Genomic DNA, 18,469 nt, shown 5'->3' on the forward strand with positions numbered 1-18,469 from the left:
TTAAGATAATAATTCCTGTGACTTGAACTACTATCAAGAAAGATGCTCCGACTCCGCTACGCTGCGCTCAGCATGACCCATTTTCAACCACTACCTACCCTATATCTTTTCCTTTGAAACTCAATCTGTCCTCACGTACTATTGCTATCCTCATTTCGATGCTCGTGGCTGGTGTGCTTACGGCCTTGGCCGTCTACGCGCCACAGATGGAGTTTCGGGAAGCATTCTTAACGGCGGGCATTACAGTAGCAGCTTGTTTTCTGCTGGTTTACTTATCGTTTGAAGCGCTGATCTTCCGGGAAATCAATACCATTTATTCAGGTTTGGAGATGATCAAGCGCAAGGAATTGCGCAAGCTCTCCAATAAATTCCTGTTTCGGCCCGAGCCCCTGAAGCGCCTGCGCGACGAGATTCTGCAAATGGCTGCTCGCAAGCAGCAAGAAATCGACGAGCTAAAACGCTTGCAAGTGCTGCGCCGCGAGTTCCTAGCCGATGTATCGCACGAGCTGAAAACGCCCATTTTTGCCGCGCAAGGCTTCGTGCATACTATTCTGGACGACGACGAAATAGACGAAGTAACCCAGCGAAAATTTCTCTCTAAAGCCGCCAGCAGCCTCGATGCTCTCAACGACCTAGTACAGGACCTAGTCACAATTTCACAGCTGGAGAAAGGTGTGGTGCAGATGCGCCGCCAGCGCTTCAACGTAGTGCAGCTGGTGCTCGACATCTTTGAGCAGCTAGAGCTAACGGCCGCCCAACGGAGCGTAACGCTGGAGCTACTCCCCCCTACCCTCGCTGATGCCGAGCTACTGGTGCTAGCCGACCGCAACCGCATCCGCCAAGTGCTCATCAACCTTATCGACAACGGCATTAAGTACGGTCAGGAGAAAGGACATGTATCCGTACACCTCTCAGAAACCGCCAAAACAGTGCGTATTGCCGTGCACAACGATGGGGAGGGCATTGCCAAGCAGCACCATCACCGGGTTTTCGAGCGATTCTACCGCATCGAGAAAAGTCGTTCGCGCAACTCGGGCGGCACGGGCTTAGGCTTGGCTATCAGCAAGCACATTGTGGAAGGCCATAAGTCGGTGTTGCGCCTACACAGCGAGCCGGGTCAGGGCACTACCTTCGAGTTCAAGCTACCAAAGCCCAAGTTGCGACGCCCCGTAAAACAGCCGGAGCAGGTAGACTAACACGGATATGCGCGCTTCCCGCTACCTTCGTAGTGTAATGAAGCATATTGATTTTCAAGACCTGATTCTGTTTGAAGACGAGGACTACATCGTCATCAACAAGCCGCCGTTTCTGGCCACCCTCGACGAGCGGTTTGGCGGTGCCAACAACATTCTGCGCATGGCCCGCGAGTATGCCGATGATGTGCAGGCCTGCCACCGCCTCGACAAAGAAACCTCGGGTGCACTGGCGCTGGCCAAGAACCCGGCGGCCTACCGCCACCTTTCCATGCAGTTTGAAAACCGCGAGGTGGACAAGCTCTACCATGCCGTGGCCTGGGGTGTGCATCACTTCGATAATCTACTAGTAGATCGTAAAATCGAAACCACTTCGAAGGGCAAAGCCCGCCTCGCATTCAAAGGCAAGCCTGCCGAAACCTATTTCACTACCCTCGAAGCCTTTGCCCGCCATACGCTGGTGCAGTGCGTACCCGTCACCGGCCGAATGCACCAGATTCGCCTACACCTGATGTTTTTGCAGGCTCCTATTGTAGGCGACGGCTTGTATGGCGGCGAAGACTTCTACCTGTCTTCACTCAAGCGCAAGTTCAACGTGAAAGAAGGTGAGGAAGAACAGCCATTTATTAAGCGCTTTGCCCTGCACGCCCGGCAGCTCACCTTTGCCAAAATGGACGGCGAACGTGTAACTATTGAGGCCCCCTACCCTAAAGATTTCCGGGTATTGGTGGATACGCTACGGCAGTATCAGTAGCCATCAGCGGCTTAGCGAACTGCTTAAAAAGTGCTCCTGTGTGCAGCGCTATGGCTTTCACACACAAAACTTTATAGCATCGTTTGCTTCCTGCCCGAAAAACGGTAACTTTGTGTCCGTTTTTCCCGAGCCGTATTCGGTTCATGCCTCATTTTCAAACGTTTACTCAACTCATCAATGGATCATCTGAGCTTCAAGACGATTTCCGTCAACAAAGCCAACGCCAATAAGGGCTGGGTCGTGATTGATGCTGGTGACGCTACGCTGGGCCGTTTGGCCAGCCAAGTTGCCAACATCCTACGCGGCAAGCACAAGCCCTCGTTCACGCCCAACTCGGACTGCGGCGACAACGTTATTGTTGTTAACGCTGACAAGCTGCGCGTTACGGGCAAGAAGCTGACCGACAAAATCTACATCACGCACTCGGGCTACCCCGGCGGTCAGAAGCGCATCAACCTGCGCGATAAGAAAGCCAAAGACTCGACTCGCGTAATCGAGCACGCCGTGAAAGGTATGCTGCAAGGCAACCGTTTGGGTTCGGAGCAATTCCGCAACCTGTTCGTGTATGCCGGCGCCGAGCATCCCCACGCAGCACAGCAGCCTAAAGCTGTTGATCTTAAGCACCTGTAAGCCATACAAGGCTTTCCTTTTTCTCTAATCGTATTCTATTAATGGAAATTTCCAACACCTCTGGTAGAAGAAAAACCTCGGTGGCGCGCATTTATATGCAAGCCGGGCAAGGGAATATCACTATCAATGGCCGGGACATGAAAGCGTACTTCGGTAACGAGCTCCTGGAAAATATCGTGAACCAGCCTTTGGCGACAGTCGAGCAAGTCGGCCAGTACGACATTAAGGTGAACGTGCGCGGCGGTGGCATCTCGGCTCAGGCTGAGGCTATCCGTCTGGCCATCTCGAAAGCCCTCGTAGGCGACAACGCAGAGGTTCGTCCGGCGTTGAAGAAAGAAGGCTTCTTGACCCGCGACCCGCGCATGGTGGAACGCAAGAAATTCGGTAAGCGCAAAGCTCGTCGTTCGTTCCAGTTCTCGAAACGCTAATCTTCCAGAGGAATTCCTATCATGGCTCAGACCACCACATATAAAGAACTGCTTGACGCAGGTGCCCACTTTGGTCACCTTACGCGCAAGTGGGACCCGAAAATGGCGCCGTACATCTTCATGGAGAAGAACGGCATCCATATTATCGACCTGAACAAGACCCTCGTTTCGTTGGATCAGGCAGCTGCTGCTATCCGTCAGATCTCTAAGTCGGGCCGGAAAGTACTGTTCGTAGCTACTAAGAAGCAAGCGCAGGAAATCGTAACGGAAGAGGCTAAGCGCCTCAAAATGCCGTACGTAACCGACCGTTGGCTGGGTGGTATGCTCACCAACTTCGCTACCGTACGCAAGTCGCTGAAGAAAATGAGCACCATCGACAAGATGGTGAAGGAAAATACGGCATACGCAGCCCTTGCTAAGCGCGAGAAGCTGATGATGTCGCGCGAGCGTGAGAAGCTGGAGCGTGTACTGGGCGGCATTGCCGACCTGAGCCGCCTACCTGCTGCGCTGTTCGTAGTAGATGTGAAGCGTGAGCACATTGCCGTGAAAGAAGCCCAAAAGCTGAACATCCCGGTATTTGCCATCGTGGACACCAACTCCAACCCCGAATTGGTAGACTTCCCAATTCCGGCTAATGATGATGCCTCGAAATCAGTTTCGCTGATTATCGGTGTAATCGGTAAGGCCATTGAAGAAGGTCTGTCGGAACGGAAGGTAGATAAAGAAGAGTCTGACCGGAAGCAGTCGGAAGACGAAGGCATCCAGGAAAAACAAGCTGCCGACGAATAGGCTCTGGCCCATTGATTGAGTGAGAGGGAACATGCGAAGCACTCGGCTCCGGTGTTCCCTCTTTCTTTTGGGTAGGCAGCCTGTTGCATGTGTCGATATGGCAGACTCCGGGTGCTTTGCAAGACTTTTGCACTACCTATCCAGAATATGCACTCAGCGTGCAGTTCACTTACAATAGTATCACCCAACTCCTAAACATACACGAAGAATGGCAGCAATTACCGCCCAAGACGTGAACAAGCTACGCGCTATGACCGGCGCGGGCATGATGGATTGCAAGAAAGCACTGACCGAGGCAGACGGCGACTTTGAAGCCGCCCGCGACATTCTGCGCAAGCAGGGTCAGAAAATTGCGGATAAGCGTGCTGAGAATGCTACGGCTGAAGGCGTAGTGCTGGTAAACGTAAGCGAAGATGGCACTACTGGCAAACTGGTAGCCCTGGCTTGCGAAACCGAGCCAGTTGCTAAAGTAGAAGACTTCCGCAAGTTGGCCCAGCAAGTACTAGACGCCGCTGTGAAGTCGGATGCTGGTACCAAGGAAGACTTGCTAGCCGCAAAGCAGGAAGATGGCCGCTCGCTGCAAGAACACATCACTGACCTGATGGGCAAAATTGGTGAGAAGCTGGACATCGTAGCATACGAAACGCTGACTGCTGAGAAAGTTGCTTCGTACATCCACTCCGACAATAAAAAAGGTGTGCTGGTAGGCCTGAAGAACGTAGGCGACGCCAACACTAATGAGGTAGGCCGCGACGTAGCCATGCAGATTGTAGCTATGAAACCCGTTGCTGTTGACAAAGACGGTGTAGACTCTGCTACTGTAGAGCGCGAAATTGAGATTGGCAAGGAGCAGGCTCGTGCTGAAGGCAAGCCTGAGGCTATGTTGGAGAAAATTGCTCAAGGCAAACTCAACAAGTTCTACAAGGAGAACACCTTGCTCAACCAAGAGTTCGTGAAAGACAACTCTGTTACTATCGCTCAGTTGCTTGACAAAACCAGCAAAGGCATGACTGTAACTGACTTCAAGCGTGTTGCTATTGCATAACCACGCCTGAGTATAAAGTTATCGTTCAAAAGGAAGAGCCCGTTACCTATTGGTAGCGGGCTCTTCCTTTTTATTCATACTGGTCATAAACAGCAGCAACATCATGACAAAATAATTGTACTTAAATTATATAATATAACATATTTTTATCAAATTATATATAATAAATATAAATATTATACAAATAAATAGAATTAAATCAGCTGATCTGACTTTTGGATCTTCGCGTACGTAAACTGGGTCGAAATAGATTTACTTTATTCCCAAAATTGTAAAGCAAGTTCTATAAAATAGAAACTTAGTTTCATTTATATAATATAATTTATAAATAATCTAATATAATTGTACTATTAAAATAAATATCTAAATGCTTTCAAATACAACTCAGTTGGCAAATTGCGCTATTTACCGTGTATATAACTGAATTTATCGAAGATACAGTAGGTTCAAACCCTTTACTAACATCATTTTACGAATAGATTATGTCCATTTTTTTATTGAATTTTGTGTTGTCAAAATCAATGGCACTTTTACAACAACACAGCTCATTATGAAACTCAGCGCCAACCCATTTCATCCCATTTCGGGAGAACTACTCTCGGTATACCGCGACGCTTACCTCCGTGGCGACCTATCGACTGAAAACACGACGCTTGTTGATGCTTACATCAAAGCGAACAGTGCACATGCTGATGCTACTTTACGCCGCTTCTACGAAATGAAGCAGCAAGGCCACCAAGTGCAGCCTGTAGGCTGGGTGCAACGGCAGTTTGATTTGATCCGGACGGAGCCCCAACGTTTTCGTCGTCGTGCTGCCTCTATGTTAGTAGGTAGCGTATTGGTCGGTGGTGCCGTATTCGCCAACTCTGGCCGCACAATCGAGAATACCGCTATTGCACCTGTTACCGTAGTAGCATCTGAAACCTCGGTAGCTGAAGTAGCTTCAGTAGCTTCAATCAATGCAGCAACAGTAGTTGTGCGTGGCCGCATTCTGGACGAGAACGGTCGGCCATTGATAGGCGCCACTGTTCTGCAGAAAGGCACAAGCCGGGGCGTAAGCACCGATGCACAAGGTAACTATTCGCTACGCGTTCCGGCTGGCCGCCCAACCACGCTTCAATACGGCTATGCAGGTTACAGCGACGACGAAATTCAGGTGAAAGGTGGTGCTGTAGAAAATATGACCCTCGTACCTAACATGGAAAAAGCGAAAAAGCCTAAGCGTCACTGGCTCTTCTTTTAATTGCTAGCGCAGAAGGCTGTGGCGGTGGTATATGGAGTGTATAGCTTTTCCATTGATAGTACATTGTAGTGTATAAGCTGCTCTATAGAGTGGCTTTATACTATAATTCAAAGGAATACTTTACTGCTCCTTATATCACCGCATATTTTTCACCCATGGGAATCAGTAATTGTATTTTTGGCATTCTATTTGGCCTGTAATTATCATGAAGGCTTTCTGAACAGGATAAACAGAAGACATCGAACTTGGCTTCTTTATTCGTTCAATTGGCCGTCAGCTGCTGTGAGTAGGGAGTGTTTTGCTCCCCTCTGCTTAGCAGTTTACTTCACTGATATTCTTACTACCTCTAGCTGTTGGAACCAGATAGAGTTCTACTCAAATGAGAATTCCATTCCTGCAAAAAGTTGCCGTTCGGAAAATTACGAGTGATGTCACTGGCGCCTCTCGCGAACGGGCAACTGAGATATTGGAAGGAATACTTCAGGAATTACCTGAACTGCTTCTAGCTACCGTTGTCGATCTGAGTTCTGGACGGTTGTTGGCGGCTTACACCAAACAGGCTCAATCAGACCCTTATAAAGTAACTACGCATGCGGTAGCTACGGCGCGGCATCTAGCGCGCCTATCGGCCCAGCCAGGGCTGGCTACGCAGCAGTTGGAAGATCTGGTACTAGTACTAGACGAACAGTTCCACGTGCTTCGCCTAACGGCAGACCAACAATGGGGCTGCTTGCTACTAGTATATACGCACGATACCAACCTGGCTTTGGCACGCGAAGTACTGCGTAAGCACTCCAGTCAGTAAACTACGCTTCACCTTGTTTTCTCACTTTCATATTTACTTATTGCCATGAGCGTTACTGTTGCTCCCAACCAAACGGTTCAAGAAATTTTAAAAGAACTGCCCTCGCTAGTAGCGGTAGCAGTAGTTGAAACTGAAACGGGTATGCCTTTGGCTGCTCATTCAAACGTAGCCAGCTTCGATATCGAAACGGCTGCCGCTTACAACACAGAGGTAGTAAAGCAGAAGCTGAAGGCTATTTCGGCCCTGAAGCTGAACCAGACTATCCAAGACATTCTGCTAACGCTGACAGATCAGTTGCACTTGCTGAAGTTGTCGCCCAACGGTCAAAAGTTCATCTACCTAGCTGTGAACTCCCGCGACACGAACCTGGCTGTTGCCCGTCAGGTACTGAAATCGCATACCGACGTATTGAGCTAATACGCTGCTTATGGCAAAAAAGCCCTGGTATCTTGTATAGATACCAGGGCTTTTTGTTGTACACTTATTATAAGCGGGAGCCTACTTCCTACCTGAAAATAGGGCTACTGGTGAGTTGAGTGCCAAGCTTGCAACCGCGTTTGTGCATTATGGCGCAGGTTTAGGTAGTACAAGCCATAGTCTACTAAATGAAAGGAATAGTGTAGCTTGTGGTGTCCGAAAATTCGGACCCTTGTATAGCCGTTGGCATCTGGGTCGTGGAGCCACACGAGGCCATCGTGCACCTTAGCGTCTGCCACGCCGCGGTCGATACGGTCGAAAGACTGGGGCACGCTACCTTGGTTGAGGGTCGCGGGCGCGTACGTGGTATCAGTAGTCCAGGTAAGGGGGTTAACGGCCACGCCGCCTTCAAAACGCGGAAACGGTTTCCGCCAGTTGACGGAATTCCAACTCACGTAGCAGCCAGTTTGAGTGGAGTCGGTGCACGGTTGCAGCACTTGGTACGTGGTGGCGGGCACTTTGTAGCCGATAAGGTAGGCCGCTACCAACCGGCGGCGCAGAGCCGGGTCTTGGTCAAAAAACTCGCGCAGCAAGCGAGTAGCTAATACAGTGCCCTGGCTATGACTAGCCAAAATAATCGGCCGGTTTTGGTTGTAGTAAGTCAGATAGTATGTGAAAGCAGCCTTCACATCGGTATATGCCAAGTCTAGCGCTTTCTCCCCGTTGTGCTTTCGCTTGTTCTCAAAAAACGCATATAAAGTAGCTTGCCGGTAGCGGGGAGCATAGATCTGCCCCGCTGCATTGAACACGCTGGCCTGCTTACGGATGACTTCCCGATCGGTAATCTTATTCACCAATTCGTCGTCCAACGCGGCATTCCAGGTTTTGCGACGATAGTACGTCGTGGGATGCACAAAGAATACATCGGCGCTGGCGTTTTGCTGCTGGTCGCGCAGGTTGGAGCCGTAGGGTACAGTATCGGCTGAGTCGAGGCGGGTAGGCAAGGCCGCCCAGTTGGCCGCGTTGCTGTAATCAGGAGCGAGGGGAGGCATTTCCTTGCTGATTGGATGTCCCGGCTTCAGTAGCTTCAGACAAGATGAAAGCAAGCCCATCAGCAACAGCAGGCCTACCTTACTTGTCCAGCGCAGGTTTCTGTAGGCTGTCATAGGAAAGCAAGTAGCACGGGGCTACTCCGTAAATTTATTTTCCAGCAAACGCTCCTGGCGCAGATACACGATTTTGTAATCTGGGTCGAAGCGTACCCGCACTTGCGCTTTGGTTTGCTGGTGCTGCTGGCGCGACTGCCGGAAAGCGGTACTGGTTTCGAGGTAGGTAGCAGTACGGGTCCCATCTTCGGCGGCGGGTTCTACCTTCAGGCTGCCTGGCACTATCTGTGTCTGCTCCTCCGTAAACTCCGGAAAATGTGACGCAACGAGGTCGGCACTAATGGCTTCAGGCGTGGTATTTTGCAGGGTGTAGAACCGCTCTACATTCGGAGCAAAGTGGTCTTCGGCGTTGAAAGGGGCAGCTTGCAGATCAGTATAATACGCAGCAAGCGCCTGCTGCACCCGGGTGCGCACCGCTTTTTCATCGGCGGCAGAAGGGGCTGCCGTAGCAGCCGTTGATCCTGAATCGGTGGTTGGAATAGGAGCTGCGGGTAGCACTGCTGGCGCCACCCGTACGGTTTCGGGGGCAGCGGCGGGCGGCAGCTCAATTTGCTCGGCCTGGGGGCCTGCCTCTGGCTGCACGGCTACCGAATCGGCGGCGGTTTGTGAGGTACTGGTCAGGCGCTCTGACTCGCGCCCACCGAATACTAGGTAGGCCATCAGGCCCAGAAGCAGCACAATGCCTCCCACAATCAGAATAATTCCCAAGGGGCTACGCGATTCGGCCTCACTTGGCACAGGCCCCACACCAGGTGCCAGCGGATCGAGCCCGGCCGACGTGGGCTCTGGGTCAGGAATAGCGGAGGGAGCCAATGGTACTACCGGCCCCGCAGCCGCGCCTGGCGCCAAGTACGGCGGCTGGGCAGTTGGCGCGAGGGGATCTGGCTCGGTGGTGGGCTCCACGGATGGCGTACCGGGTAGGGGTAGACCTTCGCGGTGGACTCCTTGGTTGAAAACTAGTTTAGTTTTCAGCGCTTCAAACTCCTGAGGCGTGATGGCACCGGCATCCAGCCATTCTTTGAGCTGGCGGAGCGTATCGAGCGGCGAGGGGTCTTTTTCCATAAAAGACAGTACGAAAAACTATTTGTGACGGCTACGCTAGCAGCTATTTACGGTCGAGAGCTGATAGTTGGTCGCGGCGGCGCTGCACGCGCTGCTTGTATAGCTCCAACTCCTGGGTATTACGTACGAGCTTTACAGAATCTTGACGGGCTTGCAATACGTTGGCTTCGTTTTGCTTTTGCAGGGTAGCAATCTTGAGGAGGTTGGCAGCCGTATTGGTTTGCAGATTCGTTACGTCTTTGGCGAGGCGTTCCTTTTCCTTCTCGGAGGCGCGCAGCTGTTCCTCTGCGGCTACCAGTTGCTCGCGGTAGGCTTTTTGCCGGGCAGCGGCCGCAAAGCTCTGCGCGATGTTGCGCAACGCCGCGTATTCGCTGGGTGTACTGGTGGCACTGAGGTAGGAAGTTTTATCGAAAGCGGCGTAGACACTTAGCTGGGCAGTGGAATCAGTAGGTGCTACGATGATGGAGTAGAAATTCAGCAGCTTACCCGACACGCTTGACACGGGCACTTGCTGCGCTTCCAGCACATCCTTTTTCCCTACCCCCAACATACCGTTGCCCTTCAGTCGGATGTTATAGGTGTCTTTCAGCCAGGATTGCCAAAAGTCGCGCAGCCATTGCGCCGAGCCGTCGGTCTGTACCTGCACCGCGTCGCGCGCCTGGCGCTCCACATTCACAGAGCCGTTACGTGCTTCGTAGAGCTGGGCAGCAGCAGACAGAGGTAGTACTGCCAGAAGGCTACCGAGCAGCAGCAGGATAATAATAGGCTTTTTAGTCATGCAAAAGCTGTATTCCATTTCCACCGCCTACAGATCGTGTCGGTCAAAAGCAGCTTGCAAATCGGTGCGCATGCCCGCGAAGCGGGCAATGGCCGCTTGTAGAAATTCTTGGTCGAGCAGAGCGTGCACGTCGTCTTCACTAGTGATGTCCATTTCGCTCACCTTGTAGGTTTGTTCAAACATGCCTTTTTCTAGCTTAATCAGGTATTTGCCATTCCAGGCGAAAAGTGTGATTTTGACTTCGGGGTGCGGAACGACGGCGAGTTGGCGCATAGCAGCTTGCGTAAAATGAGGCGCGAAGATACGCAGTGTGCTTCAAGCCCGATGGAAGCCCAGCTATAACGCACGCGTAGGTAACGCGTATAGGAAAACTGTTCGTTTACCTTTCACCTAACGCACTTTATATCATGCCACAAGGAGATAAATCGGCCTACACCGACAAGCAGAAGCGGCAGGCCGAACACATTGAAGAAAGCTACGAGAAACGCGGCGTATCGGAAGAAGAAGCCGAAAAACGCGCCTGGGCCACTGTCAATAAGCAAGACGGCGGCGGTAAGAAAAGCGGCTCCGGCCGGAAAAAATCGGAGTAATCGGGATATTCTATAGCCAAGAAACACAACCACCCTACTACGCAACGCAGTAGGGTGGTTGTGTTTCTTGGCTATAGAATAATAGAATAAACGCAAAGGCTACCCTATTCAGCTAGTCCAAAGCTTGATGAAGCGACAGCCTACCTACGCAGGCTTGGTTTCCGACGCAATATCTGCCTGCATGATTTTATCGGTCACCTGCTTGGGCGTTTCCTCTTTGCGCAACTCGATGTGCAAACCATACGCCGGCTTTTCCAATGTTTCCAGCTGCGAATCCAGCATATCGACGGCCATGTAGTGGCCTTTTCGGTGTTCGATTCGGTCGCTCAATAGTTCACGGGAGCCGTCTAGAAATACCCATCGCAGGGACTGGCGGGCACCGCCCTGCAATGTTTGGCGGTAAGCTTCTTTCAGCGCAGAACACGCCAGCACGGCACCGCCGGTAGTTTCCCATTTAGTAATGGCTTTGGCCATATCGGCCAGCCAGCCGGCCCGGTCGTCATCGTCGAGCGGAATGCCGTTGCTCATCTTCTCAATGTTGGCGGCAGGGTGAAAATCATCGGCGTCATGGAAAGGCAGCTCCAACCGCTCGGCTAGCAATTTGCCTACCGTGGTTTTGCCGCTGCCCGACACGCCCATTACAATGTAGATTGAACTGAGTTGCATTCAGGAAAGTGCTAAGGAAAGACTATCTCCGGCTATACGGAATACACCAGCTTTAGGAGAACAACGCACAAAATCACTCGGTGTTCAACACCGCTAGGTTGTGCATCAGTGGCTGTTGTCGCCGAAGCGCCAGCAGCAGCCTCAACGAAGCCAGAAAAGCCACGAACTACGTGAGCACTACCCACTGCTTGTGGTGCCCAATCACGGAGTATTGATACTTGTCGATAAGGGGCCCCACGCGAACTAAATGGCCTAGGGCAGGCCTATGATGACGCCAAACGAGGCTACGGTTTCGGCGAATAGCCCCTTGCCAATCAAGTAGTTTACTAAGCCCGTGAGCCCAAAGCCTGCCGGGATGCTCTGCATCACATACAGGTAGAAAAAGGTGAAATACCACAAACCGTGCTTTTGTGGATAACCAGATGCTTCACAGAGTATTTGACAGAGGGTAGGTTCTGGAAGGCACTCCAAATTGGCTTAGCTTCCGGCCACTACCGGACTCTTTTTATAAGCTGGAGCCTCGTTCTCGGCCAGTACTTGCTCGGTGGTGCGGCCAATGTCGCTGCTGACTTTCTGCAAGAACTCCAGTTGATCGAGTAGCAGCCGGTCGTCGGCAGTGAGGGTGGCGGTGGTGGCTGAAGCTGGAGAAGCGGCCGGGATAGGCGGCGCAGGAGCCGGGGCAGCCGGAGTCAGTTGCTGCGCGCTTCGTTGCAGCGCCGATAGCGCTTGCTTCACTGGGCGCAGGCCGTCGCGGGCGTGCTGGGGCACGCCATTTTCCAAAGAGGCTGCCACCGTGGCCATGTTGGATGAAAGGATATGGTTGAGCACCACAAAGCGATGCACGTCGGAGTTATGGCGCTGCTTGCTCTTGGGTTCCGAGAGCATACGTTGGAAAGCGGCACCCAGGTTGGCCGAGCTGATGTACACGTCTTTGCGCGCCAGCTTATAGTCCGTGAGAGAGGGCGGCTGGCCGCTCAGGCGTTGGGCAATCTGTTGGAGGTATGCCATGTTGGCCTGCAACACAGCGCGCATGTAGCTGCGCAATTGGTCTGACTCCCAGTTGGGAAACAGCAGGTAGGACGCTGCCAGCGCAATGGCACAGCCCACGGCCGTATCGGTCACGCGCTCCTCAATCACATTAAAATAGGCCAGGCCCATGAAGCTAAAGAGAATGAGCAGGTAGGGCGTCAGGAAAATGACCATCACCACGTAATTGCGGCGCTGGAAGCTGTAGGCCGTGAGCATAAAGACCACCAGCAGCCCAAACTGCACCCGCGGGTGGGTAGGCAACAACAACAGCACGCCCACCCCAATTAGTCCCCCGATTAGCGTGCCCATAATGCGTTGGTAGTTGCGCTGCTTGGTCAGGCTGAAGGAGGGCTTGAGCATCAGCGTACTAGTCATCAGCACCCAATAGCTGTGATGGCCGGTGAAGAATAGCTTGGACACCAGAAGGCCGAACACGCAGGCCAGCATCACGCGAGCGGCATGACGGAAATGCGAGGAGCTGAGCGTGAGGTTGTCGCGCAGAGCCTCCCAGCTGAAGCGCAGCGGCGACACGAAGCGGGCGTATTCGCGGGCGTTGGCTGCCCGCGCCACCTTGGGTAGCTCGGCATCGGCCTGAAAGTATATCACAATATCCTTTACCCTCTGCGTGAGGTTGCGCAGGCTGACTAGCACCTTTTTCAGCACCAGCGTACTGCCTACCTGCTCGTCGCCGGTGAGGGCGTCAATGCGGGTTTTGAGTTGTTCCAGCTGGGCAGTGAGGTCGGTGGTACGGCGGTGGGTACGGTTGGTCTGGATGGCAAAGCTGATGGCATCCAACTCGTCGGCCAGGCGCTCAATCACCACCGCTATTTCCTCTAAAATACCCGTGGGGCCGAACTTTTCCCGAAGGGCCGCATTATCGAAATAGGTGGCCGTGATGTGGTCGTAGAGGTCCACCATATCTACGAAGGTGAGCACCAGCCGGCGGCTCGTGCGCGTCGATTCCTGCACCAGCCGGCGGGTTTTGAACATAATTTCGCGGGTGGCATCCTGCTTTTCACTCACCGTCACCTGCTGCGCCACCAGGCGGCGGTAGTCGTCGTCGAGGTTGGTGGTGGTGCGGTAGAATTCGGCCTTAATGCGCAAGAAATCGGCTACGGCGTGAATGTTTTCGCCCAGTGCCTGTTGGGCAGCGCGGTAGGGCAACACTCGGAAAAAGGCCAGCGCCAGCGCCATGTACCACAGCCCGCCGGCCAGCACCAGCAGGGCATTGGGTAGCACCTCGGCCGGAGCCAGAGGCTTGTCCATCTGCAAGATCATGAGCAGCAGCGCAGCCGTGCCCACGGCGCCGGCGCGGGCACCATACACCAGCAGCATCGAAAAAAAGAAGCTCAGCACGGTAATTTCTACCCCCAGCGCAACTGGGTGCAAGCGGGCAAACCCCGTGAGCAGGGTAGTCACGAACACGAACAGCGCGCCGTAGAGCATGCCGTTGCGCTTGTGCTTCACGGGACCGGGCGTGTCGGTCACGCTCACGCCCACTGCGCCCAGCGAGAGCGTCATGCCCATTTCGAGGTGGCCCAAAAGTGAACACACCAACGCCGGCGTCAGGATGCCCACGGTGGTGCGCAGCCCATCGGAGAAATCCTGGCTGGCAAAAAAGTATTGTAGATTACGAAAAAAGGTAGCCATAGAGCGGTAGCACAAGCAGCGCGTTGCCTATACGCAACGGCGACCTGCAAAGTCGGGACCTAAAAAGCAAAACGTCATGCCGCGGCGTGCGGCATGACGTTTTGGTGGTTCACCACAGTCAACGTGGCTTAGTACAGGATATCGTTCACAGGCTCAATCTTGGGCGGCATATTGGTTTCGCCCAGCATTTGGCGCAGGTCTATTTCGATGTTGCGGCAGAGAGCCGTCATCGGCACGTCGTTCATCTCATTCTCGAAAGGGTCTTCGCTGTGGTGCCCTACCCACTCGATGGTGTAGTACACCCACGACACCAGCACCGAAAACGGCACCGTGAGCCAGAAGTGGCCAGGACCCATATTTTCGAATTCGCCGATGAGGCCCAGCGGCAGCAGCGCCGCAAACATCCACACAAACACCCAGCTAAAGTAAGCATACTGGCGCGGGAAGGGTGTATTCTTAATTCGCTCGCAGGCGCCTTGCAGGTTGTACAGCTCTTCCAGCACCCGCATCATGGTCACGTGCTGAAAGTCATTGAGCAGGCCGCGACTTTCGCGCAGCACGCGCATTTCGGCGGCTTGGGCTCGCAAAATCTGGGCGGGCGGGTTGGCAAACCCGCGCAACTGCTCCGACTCGGCTGGCTCTAGGAAGGGCGCCACGGCCTCGTCCCACAGCTCAGGCTGGCGACGCAGGTTCAGGCGCAACGCATTTATCCAGGCAATCTGACGGTACACCATGCGGCGATGCCGCTGGGTCAGTTCCTCGGCCGAGGCGGGCGCCGCCTGCACATCGGGCGCATCCACCACCGACGTCACAAATTCCAGCGCTTCCATAGCCCAGGTGCGGCTGTAGTTCACAATGCCGCCCCACAGCTTGCGGCCCTCCCAGAAACGGTCGTAGGAACCGTTGTTTTTGAAGCCCACGTAAAAAGCCACCGCCACGCCCAACGTGCCCACTGGCTGCCACGGAATATCCAATGACCGAAAGCCGAGCGGGCCATACAGGTAGCAGACAATCGTATCGTAAATCAAAAAGATCAACAAACTTTTCCAGGCGTATTTCCAGATAACACGCCAGCGCAGATTTTCACGAATGTACATAGGTAGGAATGCTACGAGGGTGCGGGTTAGGTTGTGGGCACACCCTCGTTGAAGTGCGACAATTTAGTAGAAGAAAACAGAGCTGTAACACCCATGCCGTCGTCTTCTACCAGTATTATTCTCGAAAGTTGCACGTATAAAAGCAAACCACACAACGTAGGTTCACACATTAAAACGATTTAATCTTCTGATTAAAACCATTTTAATCCCCTACCCTTCTTCCTCAATAGCTATACCCATGAGTTGCATGAGCTTACTGGCATTGAAGGCCCGGCACACGCCCGGCGTCAGTTGGTAATCGAAGCGAATCTCGTCGCCCTCAATGGTGCTGTTAAAACTGAAGTTCTGCACGGCACCGGGTAGCTCGTCGGCCAGAGCGGCCAATTCTAGGTCGTGGGTGCTGATGAGGCCGCTGGCCCGGCGCTGGTGTAGCTGGTGAATGAGGGCGTGCGCGCCCCGGTGCCGGTCTAGCGAGTTGGTGCCGCGCAAAATCTCATCGAGTAGGTAAAATACGGGTTGGCCGGTGCTAGTCAGCTCCAGCAGCAGGCGCAGGCGCTTCAACTCGGCGTAGAAGGAGGAGGTGCTTTCGGCCAGATTGTCTTGGGTGCGCATGGCCGTGTATACCTGCGCCGAGCTCAGGCGCATGCTGGCGGCGCACACCACGGCGCCGGCTTGGGCCAGCACCATGTTCAGCCCTACCGTACGCAGGAAGGTGCTTTTGCCCGACATATTGGAGCCGGTAATTACGCCCGTGTGCCCTACCCCCTTCATGCTGAAATCGTTGGTGATGCGCTGGCGAGCGAAGATGAGCGGGTGCCCCAATTGCGTGGCCGTGCATTCCAGCTCGGTTGGGCTCAGTTCGGGCATCACGTAGGTAGGGTTGGCAAAGGCTAAACCCGCTAAGCTCACCAGAGCTTCCAGCTCAGCGCTGGCTTCCAGCACCGCGTCGAGGTTGGTGGCCGCCTGGGCTTTCCAGTTTTCGAGCCGCCACATGCACTGCAAGTCCCAGGCAAACAGGCTGTTCATAAACAGGTTACCGAAAGGCGTTTGCCGGGCCGAGAACAGCCCCGCGATGCGCGCCAGCTGCCCAATCTGCGCCGAAGCGGCGGTGCCGCCGGCGTGCAGGGTAGTGTGTAGTGCCCGTAGCCGAGGCGCCTGCCAGGTGCGTTGCTCAAACAGTGGCAGTTGGTCGCGGGTGGCGCGCAGGGCGTCGCGCACAGCGGCGCTGTGCTGGTAGTAATCGTCGCGGGCGGCGCGAAATTGCGCGTTCAGCAGGCTAATCAGACCAATGACAGCTACCGGCGGCCAGATTGTCCAGTAGTCTAGCAGCCAACCGGCTATGCTACCCACGGCTAGCACGGGCAGCACTATCAGCAAGGGTTTCAGCCAACTTTTACCAGCGAAAAAATTGGGCCGCCGGAGCCAGGCCGTGAAGGTGCGCGGATCGGACTCCTGCTGGGGGAAGTGGCGTGCCCGTGCCTGCCACTCCTGCTGCCAGGCCACATCGGGGGCCAGCTCGGCCACGGCTTGCTGCCGGCCTACTACCTCCGCGGCGGACGCGGGCGCGAGCAGCCAGCCGGCCAGCCAGTCGTGGCCCAGGCGGGAGGTAGCGCGGTTCAGCAACTGGTAGAGCGAGTGCGCGCCGAACACGTCGAGGTCGGCGGCGTAGGGGTGGGCGGCATCGAGGTAGCGCAGGCCCGCGTCGAACTTGCTGAGCTTGCCTTCCAGCCGGGCCAGCTCATCGCGGTTGAGCTGGGCTAGCAGGCGGTGCTGCTCGCGTTGGTAGCCTATCGTATCGTGCCAGCGCACCAGACCCAGAAATACCAGATACAGCGCAAACAGCACCGCCAGTGCCGGCACCAACATTCCTGCGGAAAGAAAATAATACGCCCCTACCCCGGCAGCGGCAAAGGCCGCTACTCGTACCCACGCCACCACCCGGTGCCGACCGGCAAAGTAGGTTTCGCGGGCGGCGTGGGTGGTCACGTTCTCGGTGAACACATCAACGGGAGCAACGGTAAGCGGGCGGAAGCTGGTTTCGGGCACGGTAATGGAAACAGATTTTGTTCAAAGATACGGGGTGCGCCGCACCGAATGGCTGGTGCGGTTGTTGCCCCGCCTACCTGGTTTCTCACTACTTTCCTCATGCCCCGCCTCCTACCCCGCCTTGCTTTTTTATTTGCGCTCAGCACCGCCAGCCTCACCACCCACGCCCAGCAGAAGCTGAAATATCCGAAAGCTGATCCGCAGGAAATCTACGATGAGGTACAGAAACCCGCCATTCCGGCTGGGGGCGTGGAGGCCTACGCGCAGTATTTGGCCGAGCATCAGCAATACCCTACCCAGGCCTTGCAGGCCGGTAAGCAAGGCACAGTGCCGGTGTCGTTCGTGATAGAAAAAACCGGCAGCATCTCGCAGGTGAAGGTGGACAAGCCCGTGGACCCGGCCCTGGACGCCGAAGCCATCCGGCTGATTTCTGCCGCCCCGCGCTGGACGCCCGCCGAGCACAAAGGCCAGAAAGTGCGCCAGCGCGTCACGGTCCCCGTTACGTTCCAGATTCCAGTCGATGCTAACGGCACCACTGCCCCTACCCCCAACCCCAACGGCGGCCCCATTACCGTGAAAGCTGACTCGCCGGCCCGGCCCGTGGGCGGCACCGATGCTTTTTTTGAGTGGGTGCAGCAAAACCAGCGCTATCCTGCTTTGGCTCGGCAGCGCAAGATTCAGGGTAGGGTGATGGTGGAGTTTCTGATTCAGCCCGACGGCTCGCTCACCGATGTGAAGGTACCCAAGCGCCTGGGCTCAGGGCTGGATGAGGAAGCTATTCGCCTGATTAAGGCTGCGCCCAAGTGGGAGCCGGCCCGGTTTCAGGGAAAGCCCGTACGGCAAAAAATGGTGCTACCTATAGTATTTCAGCTGTAAGCGCAACCAGAAGGGGCTTTCGGCGGTTGCTAACTAACCGCCGCGCTTCCCTGCGGTGGGCGCTGCCCGCTACGCATCCGGCGGCGCTTTTACCCCGCTGTTGTATGCTGACGACCCTCCCCTTGCTCGCCGCACCGCCCGTTGCGCCGGGACTTCCTACCCCCAGCCCCGACCCGACCCTGATCTGGCCCTACCAGGCGCATTT

General features: G+C 54.6%; 19 protein-coding genes. 10 read left to right on the forward strand and 9 right to left on the reverse strand.

Annotated elements, in window-relative coordinates; genetic code table 11:
• Nucleotides 1-113 precede the first annotated feature (113 nt).
• The 8 genes from KYK14_RS17945 to KYK14_RS17980 all read left to right on the forward strand — a co-directional run bounded on the left by KYK14_RS17945 (nucleotide 114) and on the right by KYK14_RS17980 (nucleotide 7,304).
• Nucleotides 114-1,196 (forward strand): sensor histidine kinase, encoded by a 1,083-nt coding sequence (locus tag KYK14_RS17945; RefSeq protein ID WP_208308902.1) that lies wholly within the window; start codon nucleotides 114-116, stop codon nucleotides 1,194-1,196.
• A 37-nt stretch (nucleotides 1,197-1,233) separates the two neighbouring features.
• Complete coding sequence (locus KYK14_RS17950) at nucleotides 1,234-1,947, forward strand: RluA family pseudouridine synthase (protein ID WP_219160759.1); 714 nt, start codon at nucleotides 1,234-1,236, stop codon at nucleotides 1,945-1,947.
• Nucleotides 1,948-2,124: 177 nt separating this feature from the next.
• Entirely contained in the window at nucleotides 2,125-2,577 is a 453-nt protein-coding gene (gene rplM / locus KYK14_RS17955; protein ID WP_185281288.1) for a 50S ribosomal protein L13, read from the forward strand.
• A gap of 41 nt (nucleotides 2,578-2,618) precedes the next feature.
• On the forward strand, nucleotides 2,619-3,005 hold the full coding sequence (rpsI, locus tag KYK14_RS17960) for a 30S ribosomal protein S9 (protein ID WP_185281289.1): 387 nt from the start codon (nucleotides 2,619-2,621) through the stop codon (nucleotides 3,003-3,005).
• A 21-nt stretch (nucleotides 3,006-3,026) separates the two neighbouring features.
• On the forward strand, nucleotides 3,027-3,794 hold the full coding sequence (gene rpsB / locus KYK14_RS17965) for a 30S ribosomal protein S2 (RefSeq protein WP_208308900.1): 768 nt from the start codon (nucleotides 3,027-3,029) through the stop codon (nucleotides 3,792-3,794).
• Between the two features lie 208 nt (nucleotides 3,795-4,002).
• Nucleotides 4,003-4,839: a translation elongation factor Ts gene (tsf, locus tag KYK14_RS17970; RefSeq protein WP_219160761.1), complete on the forward strand. Its 837-nt coding sequence runs from the start codon at nucleotides 4,003-4,005 to the stop codon at nucleotides 4,837-4,839.
• A gap of 550 nt (nucleotides 4,840-5,389) precedes the next feature.
• The gene (locus KYK14_RS17975; protein WP_219160763.1) at nucleotides 5,390-6,082 is read left to right on the forward strand and encodes a carboxypeptidase-like regulatory domain-containing protein; all 693 of its coding nucleotides are present in this window, start codon (nucleotides 5,390-5,392) and stop codon (nucleotides 6,080-6,082) included.
• A gap of 952 nt (nucleotides 6,083-7,034) precedes the next feature.
• Nucleotides 7,035-7,304 (forward strand): hypothetical protein, encoded by a 270-nt coding sequence (locus tag KYK14_RS17980; protein ID WP_425514697.1) that lies wholly within the window; start codon nucleotides 7,035-7,037, stop codon nucleotides 7,302-7,304.
• 104 nt (nucleotides 7,305-7,408) lie between these two features.
• On the opposite strand, the gene KYK14_RS17985 is transcribed toward KYK14_RS17980, so the two are convergent.
• Genes KYK14_RS17985 through KYK14_RS18000 form a run of 4 tightly spaced genes read right to left on the reverse strand, consistent with a single transcriptional unit; the run spans nucleotide 7,409 to nucleotide 10,583 of the window.
• A complete protein-coding gene (locus tag KYK14_RS17985) occupies nucleotides 7,409-8,470 on the reverse strand; it encodes a DUF3089 domain-containing protein (RefSeq protein ID WP_219160766.1) in 1,062 nt (353 codons plus the stop codon).
• 21 nt (nucleotides 8,471-8,491) lie between these two features.
• Entirely contained in the window at nucleotides 8,492-9,532 is a 1,041-nt protein-coding gene (locus KYK14_RS17990; protein WP_219160768.1) for an SHOCT domain-containing protein, read from the reverse strand.
• A gap of 43 nt (nucleotides 9,533-9,575) precedes the next feature.
• A complete protein-coding gene (locus KYK14_RS17995; RefSeq protein WP_219160770.1) occupies nucleotides 9,576-10,310 on the reverse strand; it encodes a hypothetical protein in 735 nt (244 codons plus the stop codon).
• 27 nt (nucleotides 10,311-10,337) lie between these two features.
• Nucleotides 10,338-10,583 carry a hypothetical protein gene (locus tag KYK14_RS18000; protein WP_187320259.1) on the reverse strand — a complete coding sequence of 82 codons (246 nt, stop codon included), beginning with the start codon at nucleotides 10,581-10,583 and terminating at the stop codon, nucleotides 10,338-10,340.
• Between the two features lie 134 nt (nucleotides 10,584-10,717).
• Between KYK14_RS18000 and KYK14_RS18005 the strand changes: the two genes are divergently transcribed.
• On the forward strand, nucleotides 10,718-10,900 hold the full coding sequence (locus tag KYK14_RS18005) for a hypothetical protein (protein ID WP_185281300.1): 183 nt from the start codon (nucleotides 10,718-10,720) through the stop codon (nucleotides 10,898-10,900).
• A 144-nt stretch (nucleotides 10,901-11,044) separates the two neighbouring features.
• Here KYK14_RS18005 and KYK14_RS18010 read toward each other — a convergent pair whose 3' ends face one another.
• The 5 genes from KYK14_RS18010 to KYK14_RS22505 form a co-directional block, all read right to left on the reverse strand.
• A complete protein-coding gene (locus tag KYK14_RS18010; RefSeq protein ID WP_219160772.1) occupies nucleotides 11,045-11,566 on the reverse strand; it encodes a gluconokinase in 522 nt (173 codons plus the stop codon).
• A 252-nt stretch (nucleotides 11,567-11,818) separates the two neighbouring features.
• Nucleotides 11,819-11,965, reverse strand: coding sequence for a hypothetical protein (locus KYK14_RS18015; protein ID WP_219160774.1), 147 nt, complete (start codon nucleotides 11,963-11,965; stop codon nucleotides 11,819-11,821).
• Nucleotides 11,966-12,043: 78 nt separating this feature from the next.
• A complete protein-coding gene (locus KYK14_RS18020; RefSeq protein ID WP_219160776.1) occupies nucleotides 12,044-14,245 on the reverse strand; it encodes an FUSC family membrane protein in 2,202 nt (733 codons plus the stop codon).
• Nucleotides 14,246-14,373: 128 nt separating this feature from the next.
• Nucleotides 14,374-15,342, reverse strand: a complete 969-nt coding sequence (locus tag KYK14_RS18025) for a bestrophin family protein (RefSeq protein ID WP_219160778.1) — start codon at nucleotides 15,340-15,342, stop codon at nucleotides 14,374-14,376.
• A gap of 210 nt (nucleotides 15,343-15,552) precedes the next feature.
• Entirely contained in the window at nucleotides 15,553-17,388 is a 1,836-nt protein-coding gene (locus KYK14_RS22505) for a MutS-related protein (protein WP_219160780.1), read from the reverse strand.
• A 99-nt stretch (nucleotides 17,389-17,487) separates the two neighbouring features.
• On the opposite strand from KYK14_RS22505, the gene KYK14_RS18035 reads away from it, so the two are divergent.
• Nucleotides 17,488-18,264: an energy transducer TonB gene (locus tag KYK14_RS18035; RefSeq protein ID WP_219160782.1), complete on the forward strand. Its 777-nt coding sequence runs from the start codon at nucleotides 17,488-17,490 to the stop codon at nucleotides 18,262-18,264.
• The last annotated feature ends 205 nt before the right edge of the window (nucleotides 18,265-18,469 follow it).

This window comes from Hymenobacter profundi, assembly GCF_019334315.1.
In the GTDB taxonomy this organism is placed as follows: Bacteria; Bacteroidota; Bacteroidia; order Cytophagales; family Hymenobacteraceae; genus Hymenobacter; species Hymenobacter profundi.